The organism is Streptomyces sp. NPDC056734 (assembly GCF_042790455.1).
Lineage (GTDB): Bacteria > Actinomycetota > Actinomycetes > Streptomycetales > Streptomycetaceae > Streptomyces.
In genome coordinates this window covers 26316-51193 of the sequence record NZ_JBHTZD010000037.1, presented here as the reverse complement: position 1 = coordinate 51193, position 24878 = coordinate 26316, and the positions used below count along the sequence as shown (strand labels likewise).

Here is a 24878-nt window from a genome sequence, read left to right as displayed (position 1 = left end):
GCCCGTGCGAGCCATGTTGCGCTGGACGCACTCCGATCTGCGGACGCACCGGGGCGAGGCCCTGTTCCTGGTGCTGGCCACCGCCGGCATCGTCACCTCGCTGCTGCTGGCCGCCGCGCTCTTCGGCTACGCCACCAACCCCTGGCAGCGCACCTTCGCCCAGGCCAACGGCGCCCATGTCTGGCTGCACACCGGCGGCACCGCCGACACCGGCAAGCTCACCGGGCAGGACGGCGTCGAGTCCGTCGCCGGGCCCTACCCGACCGCGTACACCACCGTCGCCTCGCGCGGCGCCCGCGCCTCCGTCGAGCTGCGGGCGGTCGCCGAGCCGCCCGAGGTCGGCCGCCCGCTGCTCACCGCCGGCCGCTGGCTGGATCCCGCCGATCCCGAGGGCGTGGTCCTGGAGAGCGGGCTGGCCCGCGCCCTGGTCGCCGAGCCCGGCGACACCCTCACCGTCCCCGGCACCACCCGCACCCTGCGCGTCCTCGGCGTCGCCGACAGCGCCGAGCCCCGCTACCGCCCCGGCGAGCGCCCCGGCCTGATCTGGGCACCCCCGGCCGCCGTCCCCGCCCCCGACGGCCAGGCGATCGGCCTGCGCCTGACCGACCCCGAGGACACGGGGTACGCCGTCCAGCGCGCGGTCACCGTGCTGGGCACCGGCGCGATCGGCGAGGTGACCACCTGGGAGCAGGCCCAGTCCGAGGCGCAGGGCGACAACCGGCTGCTCGGGCAGGTGCTCGGGCTGTTCGGGCTCGGCGCGCTGTTCGCCGCCGGACTCGCCGTGCACGGCGCGATCAGCACCCGCATCCGGGGCCATCTGCGGGACATCGCCGTCCTGAAGGCGATCGGCTTCACGCCCGCGCAGGTGGTACGGGTCTTCCTGCTCCAGCATCTCGCCTACGCGCTGCTCGGCGCGCTGGTGGCCGCCGCGCTCACCGAGGCGCTCGGCAGCCGGGTCCCGGGGCGGCTCGGGGTCGCGGTCGGGGTGTGGCAGGGGCTGCCGGGCCATACCGTCACGCTGTTCGCGGCGCCCGCGCTGGCGGTGCTGTTCATCGGCGCGACCACCGGTCTCGCCGCCTGGCGTGCCGGGCGGATCCCTCCGGTGCCGGTGCCCCGCCCGGCCGCCCCGGCGGGCGGGCGGCTGTCGCGGGCGGCCCGCCGGGCGCTGGGGCTGCGGCTGCCGCCCGCGCTGGTGCTCGGCTGGCACACGGCGTTCACCCGCCGTCGCCGCTCGCTGGCCACGGTCGGCCGGCTGACCCTGCCGCTGCTGCTGATCGTGGTGGCGATGAGCGCCTGGACCACCATCGACCGCTTCCACGGCGAGCCCGAGAGCGTCGGGCTGCCGGCCGCGCTCACCGTCCGCGCCGACGCCACCCTCAGCGAGACCGGCACCCGCGCCCTGCTGGGCCGCGACCCGCAGGTCACCGACGCCTACCCGGGCGTGGAGGTGGCCGCGCTGGTCCCCGGCCAGACCGCGACGATCGCGCTGCGGGGCCTGGGCACCCGCGAGGACCCCTACCCGTACGCGCTGGCCGAGGGCCGCCGCGCGACCGGCCCGGACGAGGCGGTGGCCGGTCAGGGTCTGCTGGACCTCCTCGATGTCCGGGTGGGCGACTGGGTACGGATGACGGTCGGCGACCAGCCCCAGGTGCTGCACCTGGTGGGCCGCAGCATCGAGCCGGAGAACGCCGGCCGGGTGATCACGACCTCGCTGGACACCCTGCGCGAGAACGACCCGGCGCTGCGCCCGACCCTGCACCAGGTGCGGCTGGCGCCCGGCGCCGACCCGGACGTGGTCGCCGCGCGGCTGGCCGACGCCGGGGACGGCCATCTGGAGGTGCACCCGGTCACCAGCCCGGTCGACGGTCTCGCCACGCTGCGCGGGGTGGTCCTCGGCCTGATCGCCGTGCTGGCGCTCATAGGGCTGATCGAACTGCTCACGGCGATAGGCGGCACGGTCCGCGAGAGCGAACGCGATCTGCTGGCCCTCAAGGCCATCGGCCTGTCCCCCCGCCAGATCACCGCGATCACGGTCACCGCGACCGGCTGCACGGCCCTGGCCGCCGTCCTCCTCGCCACGGCCCTGGGCCTGCCCCTCTCCGCCTGGCTGATCAACGCCCAGGGCCGCTCCAGCGGCATCGGCGCGGGCATAGCCGAGGCCCCCCCGACCCCTCTCCTCCTGCTCCTGGCCACAGCCGCAGTCGCAGGCGCCCTGGCCCTGGCGGCCCTCCCCGCAGCCCGAGCAGCCCGCCACCGCCTCGCAGACTCCCTCAGCGCGGCCGCCTGAAACCCCCCACCGCCGACCCACCAGACGGAGGCGGGCCACCAGGGGCGTGTGCTCAGGGCGGCGGCAGCTCCCGACGGGGCCGCGGGTCGGTCCGGCGGGCTGGCGGCAGGCCGCGCGGACGGTCATGCCCGGTAACCGGGACCGTGACGGTCGAGGAGTTGGAGGCATCGATCAGGCCAACGGCTGTGTCGCGGGTGGTTCCAGACGACCGCGTTGAGGGAGTTCGGCAGTCGGTGGCGGGCTATGGGGAGGCTGCCAGCGGGATGGCGCTCGGGACGGCGGCAGGTCCCGGCAGGAGCTTTGCGGGGGCGCGGGTCAGTCCGGCGGGCTGGCGGCAGGCCGCGCGGACGGTCGTGCCCGCTAGCCGAGACCGTGACAGTCGAGGAGTTGGAGGCATCCATCAGCCCAACGGCTGTGTCGGGTGGCTTCAGACGACCGCGTTGAGGGAGTTCGCCAGTCCGTGACGAGCCATGGAAGGCTGCCAGCGGGACGGCGCTCGGGACGGCGGCAGCTCCCCGGCAGCGGCTTTGCGGGGGCCAACGGCGGAGCCGACCCGTGGCGGGCTGGCCCGTGGAGGCGGGCCGGTGCCTCCACCGGATCGCCTCCACCGGGAACGAGCGCACCCCGTGCGAGGGGCTCCGCCCGGTCCGCCGGGAGCACTCGCCAGGCCCGCCCGGAGGGCCGGACGACAGGGGACCTTCCGCCCCCCCGGAGGGGTCAGCCGCGGCCGCGCAGTCGCCGGTACGTCGCCACCAGGGCCCTCGTCGACTCGTCCAGGCCGGGGACCTCGGTGCCCTCGGTGAGCGCCGGTTCCACCCGCTTGGCGAGGACCTTGCCCAGCTCGACGCCCCACTGGTCGAAGGAGTCGATGTTCCACACGGCGCCCTGCACGAACACCTTGTGCTCGTACAGCGCGATCAGCTGACCGAGGACGTACGGGGTCAGCTCGCGGGCGAGGATCGTGGTCGTCGGGTGGTTGCCCTGGAACGTCTTGTGGGCGACCAGTTCCTCCGGGACCCCCTCGGCCCGAACCTCCGCGGGCGTCTTGCCGAAGGCCAGCGCCTGGGTCTGGGCGAAGAAATTGGCCATCAGCAGATCGTGCTGCGCCGTGAGTTCACCGCTCAGCTCGGCCACCGGCTCGGCGAAGCCGATGAAGTCGGCCGGAATCAGCTTGGTGCCCTGGTGGATGAGCTGGTAATACGCGTGCTGCCCGTTGGTGCCGGGCGTGCCCCACACCACCGGGCCCGTCTGCCACGCCACTTCGTGCCCGTCACGGTCCACGGACTTGCCGTTGGACTCCATGTCGAGCTGCTGGAGATAGGCGGTGAACTTCGACAGGTAGTGCGAGTAGGGCAGTACGGCATGTGACTGCGCGTCATGGAAATTGCCGTACCAGATACCCAACAGGCCCAGCAGCAGCGGCAGGTTGGCCTCGGCGGGCGCGGTGCGGAAGTGCTCGTCCATGGCATGGAAGCCGGCGAGCATCTCACGGAAGCGGTCCGGGCCGATGGCGATCATCAGGGACAGCCCGATGGCCGAGTCGTACGAGTAGCGCCCACCGACCCAGTCCCAGAACTCGAACATGTTCGCGGTGTCGATGCCGAACTCGGCGACCTTGCCCGCGTTCGTGGACAGCGCCACGAAGTGCTTCGCGACGGCGCTGTCGTCACCGAGGGCGGCCAGCAGCCAGGTGCGGGCGGAGGTGGCGTTGGTGACCGTCTCGATGGTGGTGAAGGTCTTGGACGCGATGATGAACAGCGTCTCGGCCGGATCCAGGTCACGGGTCGCCTCGTGCAGATCGGCGCCGTCGACGTTGGAGACGAAGCGGACGGTGAGCGCGCGGTCGGTGAAGGCGCGCAGCACCTCGTAGGCCATGGCCGGGCCCAGGTCGGAGCCGCCGATGCCGATATTGACGACGTTCCTGATCCGCTTGCCGGTGTGGCCGGTCCAGGCGCCCGAGCGCACCCGGTCGGCGAAGTCCGCCATCTTGTCGAGGACGGCGTGCACCTGGGGGACGACGTTCTCGCCGTCGACCTCGATCACCGCGTCCCGCGGGGCGCGCAGCGCGGTGTGCAGCACCGCCCGGTCCTCGGTGGTGTTGATCTTCTCGCCGCGGAACATGGCGTCCCGCAGAGCGAAGACCTCGGTGGCGGCGGCCAGCTCGCGCAGCAACCGCAGGGTCTCGTCCGTGACGAGGTGCTTGGAGTAGTCGACGTGCAGATCGCCGACCTGGAGCGTGTAGCCGGTGCCGCGCGCGGGGTCGGCCGCGAAGAGATCCCGCAGATGGGTGTCCGCGAGCTGATCGCGATGCTTGCTCAGAGCGGTCCACTCGGGCGTCTGGTGAAGCCGGATACGGGCGTCTGCGTTCATGGTCCCAACCTAGCCCAGGCCAGGGACCCGCTCCACGCAGCTCCGGCCGGACACCCGTGGGTACCCGGCCGGTCTCGAATCCCTAGATCTCGCCCCGCAGTTTGGCGAGCGCCTCGGCGAGGATCGCCTCGCCGTCCGCGTCGCTGCGCCGCTCCCGTACGTACGCCAGGTGGGTCTTGTACGGCTCGGTGCGCGGCGGGTCCGGCGGGTTGTCCCGGTCCTGCCCGGCCGGGAAGCCGCAGCGCGGGCAGTCCCAGGTATCGGGCACCTGCGCGTCGCTGGCGAAGCTGGGCTGGGTCTCGTGCCCGTTGGAGCACCAGAAGGAGATGCGCAGCCGGGGCGCGGACTCGCCCCGCTCGGCCTCGCCCATCGGCCCCGCCCCGACCCGGCTTCCTCGGATCGCGTTGCCACTTGCCACGGTCGTAACTCCCTGCGTGATGGTGCCGCGAAGCGAGTCGGCTTCGCTCCGCCGCGAGCGCCTCAGTCTACGTAAGGCCCAACGCGCGTCCAGTGAGAGGAGTTACAGACCCCACACCTAGACGCAAGCCCCATGATAGGCCGCGCTCAGGAGCGCGTACCGAACATGGGGCGTTACGTGGGGATCGGGTTGGCGGCGGGGTCAGTCCAGCTTCATGAGCAGGGCGAGGACGATGATGGTGGCGAGCCAGAGCAGACCGACGACCAGGGTGATGCGGTCGAGGTTGCGCTCGGCGACGGAGGAGCCGCCGACGGAGGACTGCATACCGCCACCGAACATGTCGGAGAGTCCGCCGCCCTTCCCCTTGTGCATCAGCACCAGCAGCATCATCAGCAGGCTGAAGACGATCAGGGCGATCGAGAACCCCATAACCACGGCTGGACCAACTTCCTCGGATCTGGATCGACGACGACGGGGGCCGGAGCCCGTCCGGTGAGCCTTGCGTGCTCTCCGGCAAGCCTACGGCCCCCGCAAGGGTACGACGTATCGCCGCTACCGCCTACTCACTGATCGCGCACCGGCGATCACGGACATGAGCGGCGGGAACGGTCACTGATCACGGAACCGGACGATCTTGACGAACTCCTCCGCGTCGAGCGCGGCGCCGCCGACCAGGGCTCCGTCGATGTCGGCCTGCGCCATGATCTCGGCGACATTTCCGGCCTTGACCGAGCCGCCGTACTGGATCCGGACCGCGTCGGCGACGTCCTGGGAGTACAGCTCGGCGAGCTTGCCGCGGATCGCCCCGCAGACCTCCTGGGCGTCGGCGGCGCCGCAGACCTTGCCGGTGCCGATGGCCCAGACCGGCTCGTAGGCGATCACGATGGTCTCGGCCTGCTCGGCGGTGACGTCCTTCAGGCCGCCCTCGACCTGGGCGAGGGTGTGGGCGACGTGGTTGCCCGCCTCGCGGACGTCGAGTTCCTCGCCGACGCACAGGATCGGGGTGAGGCCGTGCTTGTGGGCGGCCTTGACCTTGGCGTTGACGACCTCGTCGGTCTCGGCGTGGTACTGCCGGCGCTCGGAGTGGCCGATCGCGACGTAGGTGCACTTCAGCTTGGCGAGCATCGGGCCGGAGATCTCGCCGGTGTAGGCGCCGGAGTCGTGCGCCGAGATGTCCTGGGCGCCGTACCTGATCTTCAGCTTGTCGCCGTCGACCAGGGTCTGCACGGAGCGCAGGTCGGTGAAGGGCGGCAGGACGGCGACCTCGACGGCCTCGTAGTCCTTGTCGGCGAGGGCGAAGGCGAGCTTCTGGACGTGGGCGATGGCCTCCAGGTGGTTGAGGTTCATCTTCCAGTTGCCCGCCATCAGCGGCGTACGGGTGGTCATGCGGGGTCAGTCCTCCAGTGCGGCGAGGCCGGGGAGCGTCTTGCCCTCAAGGTATTCGAGGGAGGCGCCGCCACCGGTCGAGATGTGACCGAATGCGCTCTCGTCGAAGCCCAGGGTGCGTACGGCCGCGGCGGAGTCGCCGCCGCCGACCACGGTGAAGCCCGGGGAGTCGAGAAGGGCCTGGGCGACCGCCTTGGTGCCCTCGGCGTAGTCGGGGTGCTCGAAGACGCCCATGGGGCCGTTCCAGAAGACGGTGGCGGCGTCGGCGAGCTTCGAGGCGTACAGCTTGCGGGTCTCCGGGCCGATGTCCAGGCCCATGGCGTCGGCGGGGACGGCGTCCGAAGCGACGGTGGCGGGGTGGGTCGGCGCCTGTGCGGAGAGGTCGGGGAAGTCGCGGGTGACCAGGGTGTCGACCGGCAGGACCAGCTCGACGCCGGTCTTCGCGGCGCGGTCGAGGTACTCCAGGACCGCCGGGAGCTGGTCCTCCTGGACCAGGGACTTGCCGATCTCGTGGCCCTGGGCCTTGAGGAAGGTGTAGGCCATGCCGCCGCCGATCAGGATGCGGTCGGCCTTGCCGAGCAGTTCATCGATCACGGCGAGCTTGTCGGAGACCTTGGCGCCGCCGAGCACGACGACGTAGGGGCGCTTGACGTCCTCGGTGAGCTTCTTCAGGACGCCGACCTCGGTGGCGATGAGGTGGCCCGCGTAGTGCGGCAGCCGGGCCGGGAGGTCGTAGACGGAGGCGTGCTCGCGGTGGACCGCGCCGAAGCCGTCACCGACGTACACGTCCGCGAGGGCGGCGAGGCGGTCGGCGAACTCGCCGCGCTCGGTCTCGTCCTTGGCCGTCTCACCCGGGTTGAAGCGCAGGTTCTCGATCACCGCGACCTGGCCCGGCTGGAGGCCGTTCACCGCGTCGTGGGCGGCGGGGCCCACGGTGTCCTGGGCGAACGCGATCGGGGCGCCGAGCAGTTCGGCGAGCCGCTCGGCGGCCTGGAGCAGCGAGAACTTCAGGTCCTCGGGACCCTTGGGACGGCCCAGATGGGAGGCGACGACCACCTTGGCGCCCGCGTCGGCCAGCGCCTTGACGGTCGGGAGTACGGCCCGGATACGGCCGTCGTCGGTGATGAGGCCGTCCGCCATCGGCACATTGAGGTCGGCGCGGACGAAGACCCGCTTGCCGTCCACACCGTCGGCGAGAAGTTCGTCGATCGTCTTCATGGAGGTACTCACTCCTGGTCAGGGTCTCTTGATCGTAGGAGAGCTGATCGGTCCGTACGCGGGCCGGGGCGTCCGCACGTGCGTCAGGGCTCGGGCGGCGCGGTGAGCGCGCTGCCCGAGCCCTGCTCTCACACGGAGATGCCCGCCCTGGGGATCAGAGCTGGTCGCCGACGAAGACCGTGAGGTCCACGAGGCGGTTGGAGTAGCCCCATTCGTTGTCGTACCAGCCGAGGACCTTCACCGAGGTGCCCTCCTGGACCATGGTCAGGGAGGAGTCGAAGGTGCAGGAGGCCGGGTCGCTGACGATGTCCGAGGACACGATCTCGTCCTCGGTGTAGGTGAGGATGCCCTTCAGCTCGCCGTCGGCGGCCTTCTTGAACGCGGCGTTGACCTCGTCCTTGGTGACCTCGCGGCCCAGCTCCACGACCAGGTCGGTGACCGAGCCGGTGGGGACCGGGACGCGCATGGCCATGCCGTCGAGCTTGCCCTTGAGCTGCGGGAGGACCAGCGCGGTGGCCTTGGCGGCACCCGTGGTGGTCGGGATGATGTTCTCCGCGGCGGCGCGGGCGCGGCGCAGGTCCTTGTGCGGGAAGTCCAGGATGCGCTGGTCGTTGGTGTAGGCGTGGACGGTCGTCATCAGACCGCGGACGATGCCGAAGTTCTCGTCCAGGACCTTCGCCATGGGCGCCACACAGTTGGTGGTGCAGGAGGCGTTGGAGATGACGTGGTGGTTCGCCGGGTCGTACTGGTCCTGGTTGACGCCCATCACGATGGTGACATCTTCGTTCTTCGCCGGGGCGGAGATGATGACCTTCTTGGCCCCGCCGGCGATGTGCTTCTCGGCGTCTTCCTTCTTGGTGAAGATGCCGGTCGACTCGATGACGATGTCGACGCCCAGCTCGCCCCACGGGATGTCGGAGGGGTTGCGCTCGGAGAGCACCTTGATCGTCCGGCCATCGACGGTGATGGTGTCGGCGGTGTGGGAGACCTCGTGCTTGAGGCGGCCCAGGATGGTGTCGTACTTCAGCAGGTGCGCGGTGGTGGCGGTGTCACCCAGGTCGTTGACGGCCACGATCTCGATGTCCGCGCCCTGATCAAGCAGTGCGCGGAAATAGTTGCGACCGATGCGGCCAAACCCGTTGATGCCTACGCGGATCGTCACGAACCGATCTCCTCGTTGGTACGCCGGTTCTAGATACCGGCGAGCTGTATAGGGATGTCCCCGACCACCCACGACCCTACCTTCCCGACGCCCCCGTGGTGACATCGAGACGGCGCATACACGGCCGGGCGGCCCGTACCCGTCGGTAGAGGTACGGACCGCCCTGCCGCCGGGCCCGCGGCCCGGGTGTTCGGCTAGCTGTCGAGGGAGGCGAGCGCGCTGCGGATCAGTGCCGCGCGGTCGGCCGCCGAGGTGAGGTGCTCCAGGCCGAAGCCGAGCAGCACGGTGTCGTCGGTGGTGACGGCGCCGTACGTACGGAACAGCTCACCGGTGCGGGCCCAGTCCCGGACGACCGCGGGGCTGCCCGCGGGCGGTCCCGGTACGGTCCAGGCGCCGAGGGAGGTCTCGAAGCCCTCCGTCTGCGCGGTGCCGCCGATCACGACGCTCGTCTCGTCGGCGAGGACGCCGCGACCGCCGCTGCCGGGGTCGGTGACATAGCTGAAGGAGAGTTCGACCGTCTTCCCGGCGTAGGCGGACAGATCGAACTCGACCTGCTGCCAGCCGGCCGACTGACCGGTCAGGCTGTTCCAGGAGCCGCTGGTGCCGGTCGGCGTGCAGCCGTTCGCGTCCCGGCTGAGATAGCGGGTGAGGGCGGGGTGGGCCTGGATGAAGTAGCCGGCCTCGCACTCGACGGGCACGGTGGTGCTGGTGGCGCCGCCCGTGTCGGGCAGCGTGGTCCAGTCGTCGCCGCCCGCGGTACGGGCCTCCAGCAGGGCGTGGTCGTAGCCCTCCTCGGTGTCCCAGAGCAGCTGGGTGCGCAGGGTGGGCCGCTCGGCGGCGGTCACCGAGGTGAGGTCGACGGTCCGGGTGAGCCGGTTCCAGGCGTAGTCGGAGTGCGTGACGGCGGCCATGGACGCGCCCGCGTAGGGACCGTACGGATTGACCGTGCCCGGATACTGTCCGGCGCCCGCGCTGCCGAACTGCGGGAAGGCGCCCGGGGACAGGGTGTCGGAGGTGACGCTGTAGGAGCCGGCGGTGTTCAGCGGGTTGCCGGGTGCGTCGCCGAGCGGCGCGGAGACGCCCGCCAGCTCACCGGCGCCCTCGAAGGCGGTGGCTCCCGGCAGGGACGTACGGGAGTACGCGCCGAGGTAGTACTGGCTGAAGTCGTTGGACGGGTTGCCGCCGCCGAGGTCGACACTGCCGCCGGCCCGTTCGCCCGCCTCGATCAGCCGGCCGCCCTCGTTGAGGTAGGCGCGCAGCTGGAGCTGGGTGGGGTTGCCGGGGACCGCGCCGCCCGTGTAATGGACGACGGTGTCGAAGTGGCTGAGCACGCCGAGCGCGTCGGGGGCGCCCTGCTCGGCGACATCCCAGACGATCGCCTTGCGGCCATTGGCCTTGAGCGCGTCGACGTACGTCTGCGCCTGGGTGGCCGTCGCGCCCTCTTCGGCGACGACGAGGGTGTCGGCGCGGGGCCGTTCGGCGATGGTGTAGGTGAAGCGCTGGCTGGTGACCTTCTTGCCGGCCTTGGTCTCGCCGGTGAACCAGACCTCGACCGTGTCGCCGGGCTCGCCGTCCTGGACCTGGGCCCGGTACTCGTCGAAGTGGAGGTTGTCGTCGCCGCCGTAGACCTCGCCGCCCTGCCAGGCGCGCAGTGTCTGGTCGTGGACCCGGCCGCCGTTGACCCGGTAGTTCAGTTCCTTGTCACGCAGCGACTTGCGGGCGACGACGGAGATCTCCTGGTCGGCGCCGCGCGAGTACGAGGTGGTGAGGGCCGCCGGGGTGAAGTCGGCGGCCTCGATGCCGACCGAGGACTTGGGGCGGTCGGGGGTCGCGGCGGACTCGGCGACGGAGAGCGCGAAGGGGAGGTTGGTGACGAACTCCTCCTGGATCAGCTTCTCGTCGTCCGGGAAGTTGAAGCCGGAGCGGCAGTCGGCCGCGTTCCAGGCGTCGTCCGGGTACTTGGCCGAGACGGTCTGGCAGGTGGACATCTCCGGGGTGAACATCGCCGTGCCGTTGACGTTGGCCGCGTGGCCGTCGGCCTCACCGTTGGTGGTGTACAGCTCGGAGGAGACCTGCGGGTGGTAGCCGGGGATCGCGGAGTTCTCCGGGGTGCCGGCGAGCGCCTCGTAGAGCACGTCGTCCGGGCTGGAGGTGGCGACCTGCCAGCCCACGCCGTACAGGAGCAGTTCGGCGGCGGAGTGGTAGTTGATGCCGAGGTCGAATCCGATCCGGCGCTGGAAGGCGTCGATGGCCTGGGTCTCGGGCTCGGAGTTCGGGCCCGTGCCGCGGTAGGTCTCGCTGGTGGGGTTCGGGGAGGAGCCCTCGTTGTCGTAGCCCCACTTGTACGAGAAGTTGCGGTTGAGGTCGACGCCGTCGCCGGTGGAGATGACACCGTCGGCGTTGTTGTCCCGCAGGTTCTTGCGCCACAGGCGGGTGTCGTCGCTCTCGAAGGTGTAGTCGTAGCCGTCGGGGTTGGCCGAGAGCACGAACCACAGCTCGGTGGAGTCGACGATGTTCTTGATCCGCTGGTCCTTGCTGTAGTTGTCCAGGTAGTGGTGGAGCAGGCGCCGGGTCATCTCCGGGGTGATCCACTCACGGGCGTGCTGGTTGGACATGTACAGCACGGAGGGCTTGGAGCCGTCCTTGCTCTTCTTGGCGTTCTTGGTGAGCTTCAGCGCGAGGATGTCCTGGCCGCCCGCCGACTTCCCGATGGAGACGACCTTGGTGAGCCCGGGATTCTCCTGGGCGATGGCGAGAATCTCCTCCTGGAGCCCGCCGCTGCCGCTGTACGGCCGGAACACGCCGTCGGAAGCGGCCTCGACGCGTGCCTCCGCCTTCGCGGAGATCTGGTGCTCGGTGAGATCGACGCCCTGTTGCTCCAGCTTGTCGGCCTCCTTGTCGGTGAGGAAGACCTCGACGGTGGCGGTGCCGTTCTCGGGCGCCTGCTCGTTCAGCTCGTGACCGTCCTGGCCGGCGGCCAGCAGCAGCGGGATCTGCTCCTTGGTGACCTCGGCCTTGAAAACCTTGACCTCGTCCGCGTCGGGGTCCGCGTCGGGGTCCGCGTCGGACGAGGTCGATGTGGCGGCCGCCGGGCTGCCGGGTAGTGCGTGGGCGATGGGTGCGATGAGCGCTCCGCTGGTCAGGAGCGCGCCGACAGCGAGGATCGATCTCGCTCTGTGTCTCATGAACCCCCCTTGCAGGTGTTCGCCACGACGGCGAATGCTTGCCAGGCTCATGTCACCTCATGATCCAGTCAAGGGTGCGGAATGGGTCTTCGACACGCGGGGGGGTGGGGGGGCTTCTCCTCGGGGTGCTTCCGGGGGGCCCTTGGTCGGGACGGGGGGTGGGGTGCGGGTGGTGGGTGGTGTGGTGTCTGTGGGTTTGTGGGTGGGCTGCGGGTGGGTGGTGCGGTGTCTGTGGGTGTGTGGGTGGGCGTCGGGTGCGGGTGCGGGTGAGCGTGGCCGTGGCCCGTTGCCGGGCGGGCGGTGCGGTGTCTGTGGTCGTGCGGGTGGGCGGTGCTATGCGGGTGGTCGTGGGGGCGGGCGCTGCCGGGCGGGCGGGCGCGTGGCCATTGCTGTGCCTGTGATCGTGCGGATGGCCGTGGCCGCGTCTGTGGCCGTGCGGGTGGCCGTTGCTGTGCGGGTAGTCGTGCGGGCGGGCGTTACCGTGCGGGCCGGGCGGGCGCGTGGCCGTCGCCGTGCCTGTGATCGTGCGGGTGGCCCCTGCCGTGCCTGTAGCCGTGCACGTCGCCATTGCCGTGCCTGTGGCCGTGCGCGTCGCCATTGCCGTGCCGGGAAAAGGGGCCCATATGGTGTGCGGCCCGATAGGGACCGGACCGGCTTCGCCGCGCGAACTGAGTCGACCCCCTACCCGGCCCGAACTCGACCCTCACAACCACTCGAACGGGCCCGATTCCGTCAAACGTCCGAATTCCAAGGCCCTACGGATGGGGCCGGGCCACACACCCGACCCTCACTGCCCCACGCACGGCAAGCGCGACTTGCCGTGTACGCCCGCCGGACGGCCGAGCCCTCGTGCCGGTACGGGAGTCGTTCGGCCGAGGCCGTCGCCTCCGACGGTGCGGGGCGGTGACCGGGGAGGCCGGTTGGGCTCATCAGGCCGGTTGGGCTCATCAGGTGGAGGCGATCGGCCGCCCCGGTGCCAGCCGACCGAAGCTTCACTCTCTGGGGCCACATGCTCCGAGGCCACGTCCTCGGGGGCCACGTGCTCCAGAGCCACGCCCTCGGGGGCACGTCCTCGGAGCCACGCCCTCGGGGCCACGCCCTGGGAGCCACGCCCTCGGGGCCACGCCCTCGGGGGCACGTCCTCGGAGCCATGCCCTCGGGGGCCACGTCCTCCGGGGACCGAGCCTCCTGGCGCCCCGCGCGGCCATCGCAGCGCACCCGCGCCGCACCCGCATCGCACCCACGCCGTCGGCAGGGGCGCGCGGCGGACCCCTGCGCGCCCCGGCGGGGCCGTCACCCGGCGACGTTGTCGACCAGGTCCTCCGAGAGGTTGGCCTCGGTGCCCGGGATGCCCAGGTCGGAGGCGCGCTTGTCGGCCATGGCGAGCAGCCGGCGAATCCGGCCGGCCACGGCGTCCTTGGTCAGCGGCGGGTCGGCGAGCGCGCCCAGCTCCTCCAGCGAGGCCTGCTTGTGGTCCATGCGCAGGCGTCCGGCGGCGGCCAGGTGCTCGGGGACCTCGTCGCCGAGGATCTCCAGCGCACGGGCGACCCGCGCACCGGCGGCGACGGCCGCGCGGGCGGAGCGGCGCAGGTTGGCGTCGTCGAAGTTGGCCAGCCGGTTGGCCGTGGCCCGGACCTCGCGGCGCATCCGGCGCTCCTCCCAGGCCAGCACCGACTCGTGCGCGCCGAGCCGGGTGAGCAGGGCGCCGATCGCGTCGCCGTCACGGACCACCACCCGGTCCACGCCCCGCACCTCGCGGGCCTTCGCGGCGATCGACAGCCGGCGCGCGGCGCCGACCAGGGCGAGCGCGGCCTCGGGGCCGGGGCAGGTCACCTCCAGGGAGGAGGACCGGCCGGGCTCGGTGAGCGAGCCGTGCGCGAGGAACGCCCCGCGCCAGGCCGCCTCCGCGTCACAGGTGGCCCCCGAGACCACCTGCGGGGGAAGCCCGCGGATCGGGCGGCCCCGGCCGTCGACCAGGCCCGTCTGCCGGGCCAGCTGATCCCCGCCGGCGACCACCCGCACGACGTACCGCGAACCCCGGCGCAGACCGCCCGGAGCCATCACGATCAGCTCGGAGCTGTGCCCGAAGATCTCAAGAATGTCCCGCTTGAGGCGGCGCGCAGCCATCGCCGTGTCCAGCTCCGCCTCGATCACAATGCGCCCGCTGACCAGGTGGAGGCCGCCGGCGAACCGCAAAATGGCAGAGACCTCCGCCTTCCGACAGCAGGTCCGGGTGACGGGTAGCCGGGAAATCTCATCCTTCACCGCTGCCGTCATCGCCATGGGCCGATCCTTCCATGCATCCGAAAAATACGGTCGTACGCGGCGGCCAGCAGCTCCGGGTCGTGCCGCGGAGTCCCGTCCGTCCGGGCCACCGTCGCCAGCTCCACCGCGGCTCCGAAGCGCTTGGCGGCATCGGTCAGCGAGTCGCGGTCGGGCACGGCGGCTTCGTCGGCCAGCACCACGTCCAGGGCGAGTTTAGGGGCGTGTCGTCCCAAAACCTCCAAATGACGCTGCGGGGAGAAGCCGTCGGTTTCTCCGGGCTGCGGCGCGAGGTTCAGCGAGAGCACCCGGCGGGCCTTGGTCTCGGTCAGCGCGTCCAGCAGCTCGGGGACCAGCAGATGCGGGATGACCGAGGAGAACCAGGAGCCCGGACCGAGCACCACCCAGTCCGCGTCCAGGACGGCGGCCACGGCCTCGGGGACGGCCGGTGGATCGTTCGGCACCAGGTGCACGGACTGCACCTCGCCCGGGGTGAGCGCCACCGTGGCCTGGCCGCGTACGGTGTCCACCTCGTCCGCGCGGGCCGGGTCATGGCCCCTGACCAGCGCTTGCAGCTCCAGCGGCACCGCCGACATGGGCAGCACCCGTCCGTGCGCGCCGAGCAGCCGGCCCACCAGGTCGAGCGCCTCCACATGGTCGCCGAGCTGCTCCCACAGGGCGACGATCAGCAGATTGCCGACCGCGTGGCCGTGCATCTCGCCCTCGGACTGAAAACGGTGCTGGATGACCCGGGCCCAGGTCTGGCCCCAGTCGTCGTCCCCGCACAGCGCGGCCAGCGCCTTGCGCAGGTCGCCGGGCGGCAGCACCCCCATCTCGTCGCGCAGCCGCCCGCTGGAGCCGCCGTCGTCGGCGACGGTGACGACGGCGGTGAGGTCGCCGGTGATCCGGCGCAGCGCGGCGAGCGAGGCGGACAGGCCCATGCCGCCGCCGAGGGCGACGACCTTCGGCTGGGTGCCGCGCCGGCGACCCCGGCCGACGCGCCCCGCGGGGGCCGTCCGGCCCTCGGGGGTGGCGCGGCCGTCGAGGGTCATCCGGCGCAGCCTGGCCAGCCGCGGAGTACGGTCGGTCATTCGCGTCCCATGTCCCGGTGCACGACCACCGTCTCCACGCCCTCGGCGACGAGGCGCGCGGCGAGCTTCTCCGACATGGCCACCGAGCGGTGCTTGCCACCCGTACAGCCGATGGCGATGGTCACATACCGTTTGCCCTCGCGCCGGTACCCGGCCGCGATCAGCCGGAGCAGCTCGGCGTAGCGGTCGAGGAACTCCTTGGCGCCGGGCTGGTTGAAGACATACGCGGCGACCTCCTCGTTCAGCCCGTTGAACGGCCGTAGCTCGGGCACCCAGTGCGGATTGGGCAGGAACCGCATGTCCGCCACCAGATCGGCGTCGACCGGCAGTCCGTACTTGAAGCCGAACGACATCACCGTCGCCCGCAGCTCCGGCTCCTCCTCACCCGCGAACTGGGCGTCCATCTTGGCGCGCAGCTCGTGCACGTTGAGGCTGGAGGTGTCGATCACCAGATCGGCGTCGCCGCGCAGCTCGCGCAGCAGTTCGCGTTCGGCGGCGATGCCGTCGACGATCCGGCCGTCGCCCTGGAGCGGGTGCGGGCGGCGCACGGACTCGAAGCGGCGCACCAGGGCGTCGTCCGAGGACTCCAGGAAGACGATCCGCCGGGTGACGTTCTTCGACTCCAGGTCGGCGAGCGAGTCGCGGAGATTGTCGAAGAACCGCCGTCCGCGCACATCGACCACGACCGCGATCCGGGCCACATTGCCCTGGGAGCGGGCGCCCAGCTCCACCATGGTGGGGATCAGCGCGGGCGGGAGGTTGTCGACCACGAACCAGCCGAGGTCCTCAAGACACTTCGCGGCCGTCGACCGGCCGGCTCCGGACATGCCGGAGATGATCACCAGCTCGGGGATGGCGGTGTCGGGGATCCCCGGGGCCGCCGCGTCCGTACTCACCTGTTCTCCATCACCCTCACCGGCGCCGGCCCCCTGCGGGCCGGCCTGCTGTGCGTCGGCCGCTCGCGGGCCGGCCTGCTGTGTCCCGGCACGCCGCGTGCCGTCCCGGGTCGTCTCACCTTGGGCCGTGTCGCCCCGGGTCGTGTCGTCACTGTTGGTGCCGTCATCGCTTGTGGCGCCCCGGGACGCGTCGTCGCCCTGGTTCCCGGGCACGGCCTGTTGACCTGCTGTGCCCTGCTTGTCCTGCTCGCTCATCTCTCCTGCCCCCGTCTCTCGTCCGGGGCGCTCGCTGTCACGGGCTCCCCTGAGGCCCCCGCCGTCGTCTCGGGTGCCTCGTCCTCCATGTCTTCCATGATCTCCCCGGTCGCCGTGTTCACGGCGGGTGCGGCCGGGGCCGCGCGGGCCAGGGTGGCGGCGACGGTCTCCGCCGTCTTGCGACCTATGCCCGGTACCTCGCAGATCTGGTCGATTGTCGCGGATCTCAGCTTCTTCACCGAACCGAAGTGCTTGATCAGCGCCTGCTTGCGGGTCTCACCCAGGCCGGGCACCTCGTCCAGCGGACCGGCCCGGAACCGCTTGGCCCGCTTGGCGCGCTGGTAGGTGATCGCGAAACGGTGCGCCTCGTCGCGGACGCGCTGGAGCAGATACAGGCCCTCGCTGGTACGGGGCAGGACCACCGGGTCCTCGTCGTCCGGCAGCCAGACCTCCTCCAGTCGCTTGGCGAGACCGCACACGGCGATGTCGTCGATACCCAGTTCGTCCAGCGCGCGCCGGGCCGCGAGCACCTGCGGCCGGCCGCCGTCGACGACCACGAGCTGGGGCGGGTAGGCGAACTTCCGGGGGCGGCCGTCGTCGTCCTTGGGGCCGGTGTCGGGGACGGCGTTGCCCCTGCCGTCCAGGATCGCGCCGACGCCTCCACCCAGATCCTCACCCGCGCCGGGGTCCTCGCCGTGCCCGTCGGAGCCGATGCCGTCGACATGGGCGTCCGCCACCCACGCGCCGGTGCGCTCCTGCTCGGCGAGGTAACGCCGGAAGCGGCGGGTGATCACTTCATGCATCGACCGGACATCGTCCTGCCCCTCGAAGCCCTTGATCTGGAAGCGGCGGTACTCGCCCTTGCGCTGGAGTCCGTCCTCGAAGACCACCATGGACGCCACCACGTCGTCGCCCTGGAGATGCGAGATGTCGTAGCACTCGATGCGCAGCGGCGCGCTGTCCAGGTCGAGGGCCTCGGCGATCTCCTCCAGCGCGCGGGAGCGGGTGGTGAGGTCGGAGGCGCGCTTGGTCTTGTGCAGCACGAGCGACTGCTGGGCGTTGCGCTGGACGGTCTCCATCAGCGCCTTCTTGTCGCCGCGCTGCGGGATGCGCAGGGAGACACCGGAGCCGCGCCGGTCGGCGAGCCACTGCTGGACCGGGTCCACCGGGTCGGGCAGGGCCGGGACCAGGACCTCCCTGGGCACGGCGTCCCCGCTCTCCTCTCCGTAGAGCTGCTGGAGGGCGTGCTCCACCAGGGCGCCGGTGGTGACGTCCTCCACCTTGTCCGTCACCCAGCCGCGCTGACCGCGCACCCGCCCGCCCCGGACGTGGAAGATCTGCACGGCCGCTTCCAGCTCGTCCTCGGCGACCGCGATCAGATCGGCGTCGGTCGCGTCGGCGAGCACGACCGCGTTCTTCTCCATGGCCTTCTTCAGGGCCTCGATGTCGTCGCGCAGGCGGGCGGCCCGCTCGTACTCCATCTCCTCGGCCGCCTCCGCCATCTGCTTCTCCAGCCGGCGCAGATAGGCACCCGTACGGCCGGCCATGAAGTCGCAGAACTCCTCCGCGAGTTCGTGATGGTCCTCGGGGGTGATCCGGCCGACGCAGGGCGCGGAGCACTTGCCGATGTACCCGAGGAGACAGGGGCGGCCGGTGCGGGAGGCGTTCTTGAAGACCCCGGCCGAGCAGGTGCGCACCGGGAAGACGCGCAGCAGGAGGTCCACGGTGTCGCGGATCGCCCACGCGTGCCCGTACGGCCCGAAGTACCGCACGCCCTTGCGCTTCTGACCGCGCATCACCTGGACGCGGGGATACTCCTCGTTCATCGTCACCGCGAGATACGGGTAGCTCTTGTCGTCGCGGTACTTGACGTTGAACCGGGGGTCGTACTCCTTGATCCAGGAGTACTCCAGCTGGAGGGCCTCGACCTCCGTGGACACCACCGTCCACTCCACGGACGCGGCCGTGGTGACCATCGTGCGGGTGCGCGGGTGGAGACCGGCCAGGTCCTGGAAGTAGCTCGCCAGGCGCTGACGCAGACTCTTCGCCTTCCCGACGTAGATCACCCGGCGGTGCTCGTCGCGGAATCTGTACACGCCCGGGGTGTCCGGGATCTCACCCGGCCTGGGGCGGTAGCTGGAGGGATCGGCCATGTCTCCAACCCTACTGGCGGGCAGTGACACTCCGAGGAGCCTGTGGATAACCTTGCGCGTCACCGTGTGTGACCACTCGGCTCCCGCCCTCCCCCTCCCGCGCACCCGCCTCCCCATCCGGCACCACATCATGCCGAACATATGTATGACACGCCGTCCGGAAGTACGGCTCTGTTGGGCGACAGGTGTTGTCGGGACTTGGTCAACACGCTTCAATGCGGGGGAACTCGGGGCGGGGAACGGCGGCGCACGGAGCGAAACAGGCCCGGCGCCGACGGGGGTGGCCCCATGACCAACGCCGCCGGCCTGACCAGCCGCGGTGAACCGTGACAGAAAGGCCCCCTGCATGCCGCACGCCACTCAGCCCGTGGAGCACCACGACCTCACCACCGCGGAACTGGACACGGCCCTGCGCGGCGGCCCCTTCCATGTCGCACTGCGAGCGGCGATCGCCGCCCGCGGCCTGCCCCTGCAACGCGTCCAGCACCATCTGACCCGCCACGGCGTGAAAGTCGGCGTCACGAGCCTCAGTTACTGGCAGCAAGGCGCCCGCCGCCCCCAGCGCCCCGAGTCCCTGCGGGCCGTCCGGGCGCTGGAGGAGATCCTCCAGCTGCCCGAGGAGTCCCTCATCCGGCTCCTCGCCGACGCCGACGACCCACGCACCGGCCCACGAGCCGCCACCCGCTCCTACCGCTCCCTCGTCGAGGCATCCGGCGTCCTGGACAGGCTCCTCGCCGAGCTGGACATCCCCCACGACGGCGGACTGCACATGCTCGGCCACCACGAGCGCGTGGACATCGGCCCGCACCGCGAACTCCTCGGCCGCGAGTCCCACCACATCGTGCGCGCCCACCGCGACGGCGTCGACCGCTTCGTCGCCGTCCACCACGGCGACCCCGGCTGCGCCCCCGGCGACATGGCCGTGCACGCCCTGGAGAACTGCCGCACCGGCCGGGTCCGCCGCCACCACGACACCGGCGTCCTGGTCGCTGAGCTGCACTTCGACACCCGGCTGCGCGCCGGGGACACCTATCTCTTCCGCTACACCGTCGAGGACGGCACCGCGGGCCCCTCCCGCGAGTACGTCCGCGGCTTCGGCCCGGCCGGCGGGCAGTACGCCCTCCAGGTCCGCTTCCACGAACACGCCCTCCCCGCCCGCTGCCACCGCTTCACCCAGCACTCGGCGGCGGCCCCCCGCATCGGCCGCCAGGACCTCCCCCTGACCGCCCACCACTCGGTCCACCTGGTGGAACCCCGCATACGGACAGGAATCATCGGCATCGGCTGGGACTGGGAGTGACCACACCCACCCGACGACCCGAACGACCGACCGGCCCCTACGCCTGCGGCCCGACGACCAGCCTGCCGTTCTCGGTCTTCACCGGCAGCTCCGGCAGCGCCACCGTCGCCGGGCCCTGAAGCACCTCACCGGTCAGCGCGTCGAACTCGCTCCCATGGCAGGTGCAGACCAGCTTCGTCCCCTCCAGGTCGCTGATCGCACACCCCGCATGCGTGCACACGGACCCGTACGCCGTCACCGCCCCGTCCGCGGAACGGCTCACCACCACGTTGTGGTCCGGGTACAGCACCGCCCCGCCCTTGCCGACCTCGCCCTCCGCACCGACATCCACCGGCGCGGTCGGCGTGGCGGGCTGCGCGGAGTCCCCCGGCGAACACGCCGCCAGCCCCAGCCCCGCGGCGACCGGCACGACCGCCGCCCCCCGCAGAACGGTACGACGGCTCGCTGAGGGACTGGTGCCGGACATGAGAACTCCACGTGCATGCGTTCGAGCGGTGCCTGGTGACCCTAACCGACGGTCGTCACGGCGGGTCCGGGAGGTCGGCCTCAGCGGACGGCCGAGGAGGTGAGCCGGGGGATGGGCCGGGGGACGAGCCAGGAGCGGTACGGGAGCCGCACGGGACGTAAACGCTTACGCAAGCGTTTACGCGAGCGCGGGAATGGGATACGTTCCGACCGAGGGGCGGGCGGGGGACGTGGGCGGGGGCGTTGAGCCCGAGGCTCAGGGCCCAGCGCCTGAGCCTTGAGCCCCCGGTCCCCGGATCCCCGGCCCCGGCCCTCGGTCCCCGGATCACAGCGCGAGGCGAGTGGCGCGAGGCAAGAGGCGAGTGGCGCGAGACGCGTCGCGAAGGAGGCGGCACCATGGCGACGATGGCAGACGTGGCCCGCAGGGCGGGTGTCTCCGTGGCGACCGTCTCGCACGTCCTGAACAGCACCCGCCCCGTGCTCCCCCGGACCCGCCAGGCCGTCCTGGACGCCATCGACACACTCGGCTACACCCCCAACACCCTCGCCCGCTCCCTGGTCACCTCCCGTACCCGCTCCATCGGGCTCGCGGTGTCGGCCATCACCAACCCGTACTTCACCGAGATCCTCCAGGGCGTCGAGGCCGCCGCCCTGGAACACGGCTACAGCCTGCTCATCGCCGACCCCCACGACGACCCCGACCATGAGCGCAAGGTCGTCCAGCTCCTGCACGAACGCCGTGTCGACGGCATGATCGTCACCCCCTCGTCCGACCCCCGCGCCCTCCTCACCTACCTCCGCCGCCACGCCGTCCCGACGGTCTTCCTGGACCGACTCATCGCCCCCACGACGGGCGAGGCGGCTACGGGGGACGGACCCCGGGGCGGCGAGCCCCCGGGCGACAACCTCATGGGCAACGACCCCACAGGGAACGGGCCCTCGTCCCACGGCCCCACCCTCGACGCCCCCACGGACACCGCGCTCCCGGAGGACCGGCCCACGGCCGTCGTCCCCACAGACGACGGCCCCTCGGACGCGAGCCGCCCGGACGACGGCCCCCGCTTCGACCAGGTCTGCGCCGAGAACACCGCCCCCACGGCCCAGCTCGTCACCCACCTCGCCGCCCTCGGCCACCACCGCATCGGCCTGGTCGCAGGTCTGCCCGGCCTGAGCACCACCGCCGAACGCATCTCCGGCTACCGCCAGGGCCTCACCACCGCCGGCCTCCCCCACGACGAGCGTCTCCTCGCGCACGGCGACTCCACCTCGGAGGCCGCCGAACTGGCCACGGCCACCCTGCTGGCCCTGCCCGCGCCGCCCACCGCCCTGGTCACCGCCAACAACGCCATGACCATCGGCGCCCTGCGCACCCTGCGCGCACGCGGCCTGTCCGTGCCCGACGACCTCGCCCTGTGCTGCTTCGACGACTTCCCCTGGGCGGATCTGTTCTCCCCCCGGCTCACCGCCATCGCCCAGCCCAGCCGGGAGATCGGCGCCCAGGCGGTACGGGTCCTGCTCGACCGCCTCGCCGACCCGGACCGCCCGGCCCGCACGGTCCGCCTCCCCTGCGCCTTCGTCCACCGCAGCTCGTGCGGATGCCCGGAGGAACGACCCCGCTGACCGCGCGCCCGCCAGGCCACACCCCCGCCCGACCCCACCCCGTTCACCTGCCCCACTCCCCGCTCCCCCGCCCCGAGAGAGGAACCGCCCCGTGATCGTCGTCGCCGGTGAAGCCCTGATCGACCTGGTACCGCAGGGCACGGGCGCCCTCGCGCCCCTGCGACCAGCGCTCGGCGGCGGCCCGTACAACACCGCCGTGGCCCTCGGCCGCCTCGGCTCCCCCACCGCCTTCTGCTCCCGCACCTCACGGGACGCCTTCGGTGAAGCCCTGCTCGATGGCCTGCGCCGCTCCGGCGTGGACGTCTCTGCCGTACAACGCGGCACCGAACCCACCACCCTCGCGGTCGCCACCCTCGACGACGCAGGCTCGGCCGCCTACGTCTTCTACGTCGAGGGCACCGCCGACCGGCTCTTCACCGCCCCCGCCGAGCTGCCCACCGGCACCCGCGCCCTCTCCTTCGGCACCTGCTCCCTGGTCCTCGAACCGGGCGCGACCGCCTACGAGGAACTGTTGCGGACCGCCGCCGCCCAGGACGTCTTCACAACCCTGGACCCGAACATCCGCACGATCATCATCGATGACCCGGACGCCTACCGCGCCCGCTTCCGGAGCTGGCTGCCCTCCGTCACCCTGCTCAAGCTCTCCGAGGACGACGCCCGCTGGCTGGGCGGCACCCCGCAGGAATGGCTGGCCGAGGGACCGGCGGCCGTGGTGGTCACCCGGGGCGGCGATGGGCTGACCGTCTTCACCCGGGACAGCGAGGAGTACTCCGTCCCCGGCGAGAAGGTCGAGGTCGTCGACACCATCGGCGCCGGCGACACCGTCAACGCCGCCCTGCTGCACGGCCTCGCCCAGCGGGACGCCCTGTCCGCCCCCGCCCTCGCCGCCCTCGGCCGCGACGGCTGGACCCGCCTCCTCCGCTTCGCCGCCCGCGCAGCGGCGATCACCTGCTCCCGAGCGGGCGCGGAACCCCCGTACGCGTCGGAGGTGGGGCAGGTCTAGGGACACCTCGGCAGCATCGGGCTCGGCCTCGCCCCCCGTCGCCTGCGCTGCACCGCCGGCCCGGTCACCCATTGACTGCCCGCAGCACCCCCGGCGTCCGCCCGTTCAGACGGTCGAGGGCCGTTGCCGTCGCCTCGTCGGCCGGGAGGTGGACCAGGAGGCGCTGGCCGTCGTCCGGCAGGGCGAGGGTCTCGAACGACAGGCGCAGCCGGCCCATGTCGGGGTGGTCGACGAGGTCGATGCCGGAGCGGACGGGCAGCTTCGGCACGGCGGCGAGCCGCTCGGTGAACGCCGCTCCCGCGGTGACCGTCAGCTCGTCCGCCAGCGACTTCAAGTGGGGGTCGTGGAGAGGCACCTCACAGCGCAGATGGGCGATCTGCTCGTCGGCGAACCGCTCCCAGCCGGGGAACCCGGCACGGGCCCGGTCGTCGGTGAACACCCACCGCATCACATTCGGCGGGCGGCCCTCCAGCACTCCGAGCGGACCGGCGAGCCGCGCGAAGCCCTCGGTGTGGGCCACGATGTCGCCGAGCCAGTTGAGCAGGACGGCCGACGTGGGCTCCAGGCGGTCGAGGAGCACCCGTACCGTGGGGCGCACGGTGAGCGCGGGTGGCCGCCGGGCCGCGCAATGGATCTTGTCGGCGCCGGACTCCTTGGCCATCCGGTAGAGCAGCTCCCGGTCGGGACGGCTCATCAGCAGGGCGTCGGCCAGGGCGCCGAGCACCTGGGACGAGGGATTGCTGTCCCGTCCCTGTTCGAGCCGGGTGAGGTACTCGACGCTGATGTCGGCGAGGGTCGCCAGCTCGGCCCGGCGCAGTCCCGGGGTGCGGCGGCGCGCGCCCGTGGGCAGCCCCACCTGGGCCGGCGTGACGGCCTCACGTCGGGTGCGCAGGAAGGTTCCCAGTGGGGTATCGCTCACCCTTCGAACGTACCGCGCGGTCCGTCGTGCAGGGTGGCCCTGCCACTACCACCCTCGGCGCGGTCTCCCTCCGACCGCCGACCGGACCCAGGGTGGGGGGCATGACTGACGACGACCGCTCCGGTTCACTGACCGCCACCGCCCTGCCTCTGTCGCCCGGGGACTGGACGCTCGATCCGGGCGCCTCGGCCGTCACCTTCTCCGTCCGCAAGATCGGGATCATCAAGGTGCACGGGCGGTTCACCGAGGTGCGGGCCGAGCTGCGCATCGGTGAGACGGCCGAGGCGACCCGGGTGGGTGCCGAGATCGCCCTGGCCTCGTTCCACACGGGGAACGCCAAGCGGGACACCCACACCCGCTCCGCCGATCTGCTCGATGTGGAGAAGCGCCCCACCATGGCCTTCCGCTCGACGGCCGTGTCCGGCGCTGGTGAGGACTGGACGATGGCCGGGGACGTGACCATCGGGGATGTGACCCGCCCGGTGTCGTTCGCCGTTTCCTTCGGCGGGGTGTCGCACTCCTCCGTGGATCGCAGGAGACGGGCCGCTTTCACGGCGACGGGAGAGATCCGGCGCAAGGACTTCGGGCTGGCCTTCCTGCCGGGAGTCATCGGTGCAGTTGTCAAGGTGCGGTTGGACATGCACTTCGTCGAGCCGCAGGGCCACGGCGGCTGAACTGCTGTGACAACGGGCGGCGCCCCGCAGGGAGTTCCCCGCCGGACGCCGCCCGCGCCTCTGTCACCGGATCGAGTGACAACCCTGTTCGACACCTGCTTGGCAGCATGTCCGCGAGCCCTCGCCGACGCCGCACAACCCGCCAACACGACACCGCACTGCACTGCGCCAAACCGCGCTGCACTGAGCCGAGCCGGACTACGCAGAGCCGCAC

Annotated in this window: 18 protein-coding genes; 5 read left to right on the top strand and 13 right to left on the bottom strand. The window is 71.8% G+C overall.

Translation table 11 applies throughout. The features are described from left to right. Positions 1-4: 4 nt before the first annotated feature. Positions 5-2287 carry an FtsX-like permease family protein gene (locus tag ACFRFC_RS35805; protein WP_382688425.1) on the top strand — a complete coding sequence of 761 codons (2283 nt, stop codon included), beginning with the start codon at positions 5-7 and terminating at the stop codon, positions 2285-2287. A gap of 717 nt (positions 2288-3004) precedes the next feature. Here the strand turns inward: ACFRFC_RS35805 and pgi are convergent. The 11 genes from pgi to uvrC all read right to left on the bottom strand — a co-directional run bounded on the left by pgi (position 3005) and on the right by uvrC (position 18683). Then, positions 3005-4657 (bottom strand): glucose-6-phosphate isomerase, encoded by a 1653-nt coding sequence (pgi, locus tag ACFRFC_RS35800; RefSeq protein WP_382688428.1) that lies wholly within the window; start codon positions 4655-4657, stop codon positions 3005-3007. 82 nt (positions 4658-4739) lie between these two features. Beyond that, positions 4740-5075, bottom strand: a complete 336-nt coding sequence (locus ACFRFC_RS35795) for an RNA polymerase-binding protein RbpA (RefSeq protein WP_003957010.1) — start codon at positions 5073-5075, stop codon at positions 4740-4742. Between the two features lie 201 nt (positions 5076-5276). After that, positions 5277-5504 carry a preprotein translocase subunit SecG gene (gene secG / locus ACFRFC_RS35790; RefSeq protein ID WP_382688431.1) on the bottom strand — a complete coding sequence of 76 codons (228 nt, stop codon included), beginning with the start codon at positions 5502-5504 and terminating at the stop codon, positions 5277-5279. 180 nt (positions 5505-5684) lie between these two features. Further along, on the bottom strand, positions 5685-6461 hold the full coding sequence (tpiA, locus tag ACFRFC_RS35785) for a triose-phosphate isomerase (RefSeq protein WP_382688434.1): 777 nt from the start codon (positions 6459-6461) through the stop codon (positions 5685-5687). A 6-nt stretch (positions 6462-6467) separates the two neighbouring features. Next, complete coding sequence (locus ACFRFC_RS35780; protein ID WP_382688437.1) at positions 6468-7679, bottom strand: phosphoglycerate kinase; 1212 nt, start codon at positions 7677-7679, stop codon at positions 6468-6470. A gap of 154 nt (positions 7680-7833) precedes the next feature. After that, complete coding sequence (gap, locus tag ACFRFC_RS35775) at positions 7834-8841, bottom strand: type I glyceraldehyde-3-phosphate dehydrogenase (protein WP_382688440.1); 1008 nt, start codon at positions 8839-8841, stop codon at positions 7834-7836. A 194-nt stretch (positions 8842-9035) separates the two neighbouring features. After that, positions 9036-12026 carry a M14 family zinc carboxypeptidase gene (locus ACFRFC_RS35770; protein ID WP_382688443.1) on the bottom strand — a complete coding sequence of 997 codons (2991 nt, stop codon included), beginning with the start codon at positions 12024-12026 and terminating at the stop codon, positions 9036-9038. A 1293-nt stretch (positions 12027-13319) separates the two neighbouring features. After that, positions 13320-14309: a DNA-binding protein WhiA gene (whiA, locus tag ACFRFC_RS35765; protein WP_382688446.1), complete on the bottom strand. Its 990-nt coding sequence runs from the start codon at positions 14307-14309 to the stop codon at positions 13320-13322. Continuing rightward, positions 14300-15379 (bottom strand): uridine diphosphate-N-acetylglucosamine-binding protein YvcK, encoded by a 1080-nt coding sequence (gene yvcK / locus ACFRFC_RS35760; RefSeq protein WP_382688448.1) that lies wholly within the window; start codon positions 15377-15379, stop codon positions 14300-14302. Before yvcK ends, whiA begins: the two co-directional genes overlap by 10 nt. Beyond that, a complete protein-coding gene (gene rapZ, locus ACFRFC_RS35755) occupies positions 15376-16530 on the bottom strand; it encodes an RNase adapter RapZ (protein ID WP_382688451.1) in 1155 nt (384 codons plus the stop codon). Before rapZ ends, yvcK begins: the two co-directional genes overlap by 4 nt. Further along, positions 16527-18683: an excinuclease ABC subunit UvrC gene (gene uvrC / locus ACFRFC_RS35750; RefSeq protein ID WP_383112686.1), complete on the bottom strand. Its 2157-nt coding sequence runs from the start codon at positions 18681-18683 to the stop codon at positions 16527-16529. Before uvrC ends, rapZ begins: the two co-directional genes overlap by 4 nt. Positions 18684-19029: 346 nt before the next feature. Here uvrC and ACFRFC_RS35745 point away from each other — a divergent pair, with 346 nt between their 5' ends. Beyond that, positions 19030-19983: a hypothetical protein gene (locus ACFRFC_RS35745; protein WP_382688457.1), complete on the top strand. Its 954-nt coding sequence runs from the start codon at positions 19030-19032 to the stop codon at positions 19981-19983. Between the two features lie 37 nt (positions 19984-20020). Here the strand turns inward: ACFRFC_RS35745 and ACFRFC_RS35740 are convergent, their stop codons facing one another. Then, entirely contained in the window at positions 20021-20449 is a 429-nt protein-coding gene (locus ACFRFC_RS35740; RefSeq protein ID WP_382688460.1) for a Rieske 2Fe-2S domain-containing protein, read from the bottom strand. 395 nt (positions 20450-20844) lie between these two features. On the opposite strand from ACFRFC_RS35740, the gene ACFRFC_RS35735 reads away from it, so the two are divergent. Both ACFRFC_RS35735 and ACFRFC_RS35730 read left to right on the top strand, forming a co-directional pair. After that, positions 20845-22068, top strand: coding sequence for a LacI family DNA-binding transcriptional regulator (locus ACFRFC_RS35735; protein WP_382688462.1), 1224 nt, complete (start codon positions 20845-20847; stop codon positions 22066-22068). Between the two features lie 91 nt (positions 22069-22159). Beyond that, entirely contained in the window at positions 22160-23071 is a 912-nt protein-coding gene (locus tag ACFRFC_RS35730) for a carbohydrate kinase (RefSeq protein WP_382688465.1), read from the top strand. A 64-nt stretch (positions 23072-23135) separates the two neighbouring features. On the opposite strand, the gene ACFRFC_RS35725 is transcribed toward ACFRFC_RS35730, so the two are convergent. Next, positions 23136-23990, bottom strand: coding sequence for a helix-turn-helix domain-containing protein (locus ACFRFC_RS35725; RefSeq protein WP_382688468.1), 855 nt, complete (start codon positions 23988-23990; stop codon positions 23136-23138). A gap of 101 nt (positions 23991-24091) precedes the next feature. On the opposite strand from ACFRFC_RS35725, the gene ACFRFC_RS35720 reads away from it, so the two are divergent. Further along, positions 24092-24664, top strand: coding sequence for a YceI family protein (locus ACFRFC_RS35720; RefSeq protein ID WP_382688471.1), 573 nt, complete (start codon positions 24092-24094; stop codon positions 24662-24664). The last annotated feature ends 214 nt before the right edge of the window (positions 24665-24878 follow it).

Coding starts and splice junctions, on each gene's coding strand:
- uvrC (WP_383112686.1), bottom strand. CDS start 18,683: ATGGCCGATCCCTCCAGCTACCGCCCCAGGCCGGGTGAGATCCCGGAC.
- ACFRFC_RS35720 (WP_382688471.1), top strand. CDS start 24,092: ATGACTGACGACGACCGCTCCGGTTCACTGACCGCCACCGCCCTGCCT.
- tpiA (WP_382688434.1), bottom strand. CDS start 6,461: ATGACCACCCGTACGCCGCTGATGGCGGGCAACTGGAAGATGAACCTC.
- ACFRFC_RS35740 (WP_382688460.1), bottom strand. CDS start 20,449: ATGTCCGGCACCAGTCCCTCAGCGAGCCGTCGTACCGTTCTGCGGGGG.
- ACFRFC_RS35780 (WP_382688437.1), bottom strand. CDS start 7,679: ATGAAGACGATCGACGAACTTCTCGCCGACGGTGTGGACGGCAAGCGG.
- ACFRFC_RS35770 (WP_382688443.1), bottom strand. CDS start 12,026: ATGAGACACAGAGCGAGATCGATCCTCGCTGTCGGCGCGCTCCTGACC.
- rapZ (WP_382688451.1), bottom strand. CDS start 16,530: ATGAGCGAGCAGGACAAGCAGGGCACAGCAGGTCAACAGGCCGTGCCC.
- secG (WP_382688431.1), bottom strand. CDS start 5,504: ATGGGGTTCTCGATCGCCCTGATCGTCTTCAGCCTGCTGATGATGCTG.
- ACFRFC_RS35745 (WP_382688457.1), top strand. CDS start 19,030: ATGCCGCACGCCACTCAGCCCGTGGAGCACCACGACCTCACCACCGCG.
- pgi (WP_382688428.1), bottom strand. CDS start 4,657: ATGAACGCAGACGCCCGTATCCGGCTTCACCAGACGCCCGAGTGGACC.
- ACFRFC_RS35735 (WP_382688462.1), top strand. CDS start 20,845: ATGGCGACGATGGCAGACGTGGCCCGCAGGGCGGGTGTCTCCGTGGCG.
- yvcK (WP_382688448.1), bottom strand. CDS start 15,379: ATGACCGACCGTACTCCGCGGCTGGCCAGGCTGCGCCGGATGACCCTC.
- whiA (WP_382688446.1), bottom strand. CDS start 14,309: ATGGCGATGACGGCAGCGGTGAAGGATGAGATTTCCCGGCTACCCGTC.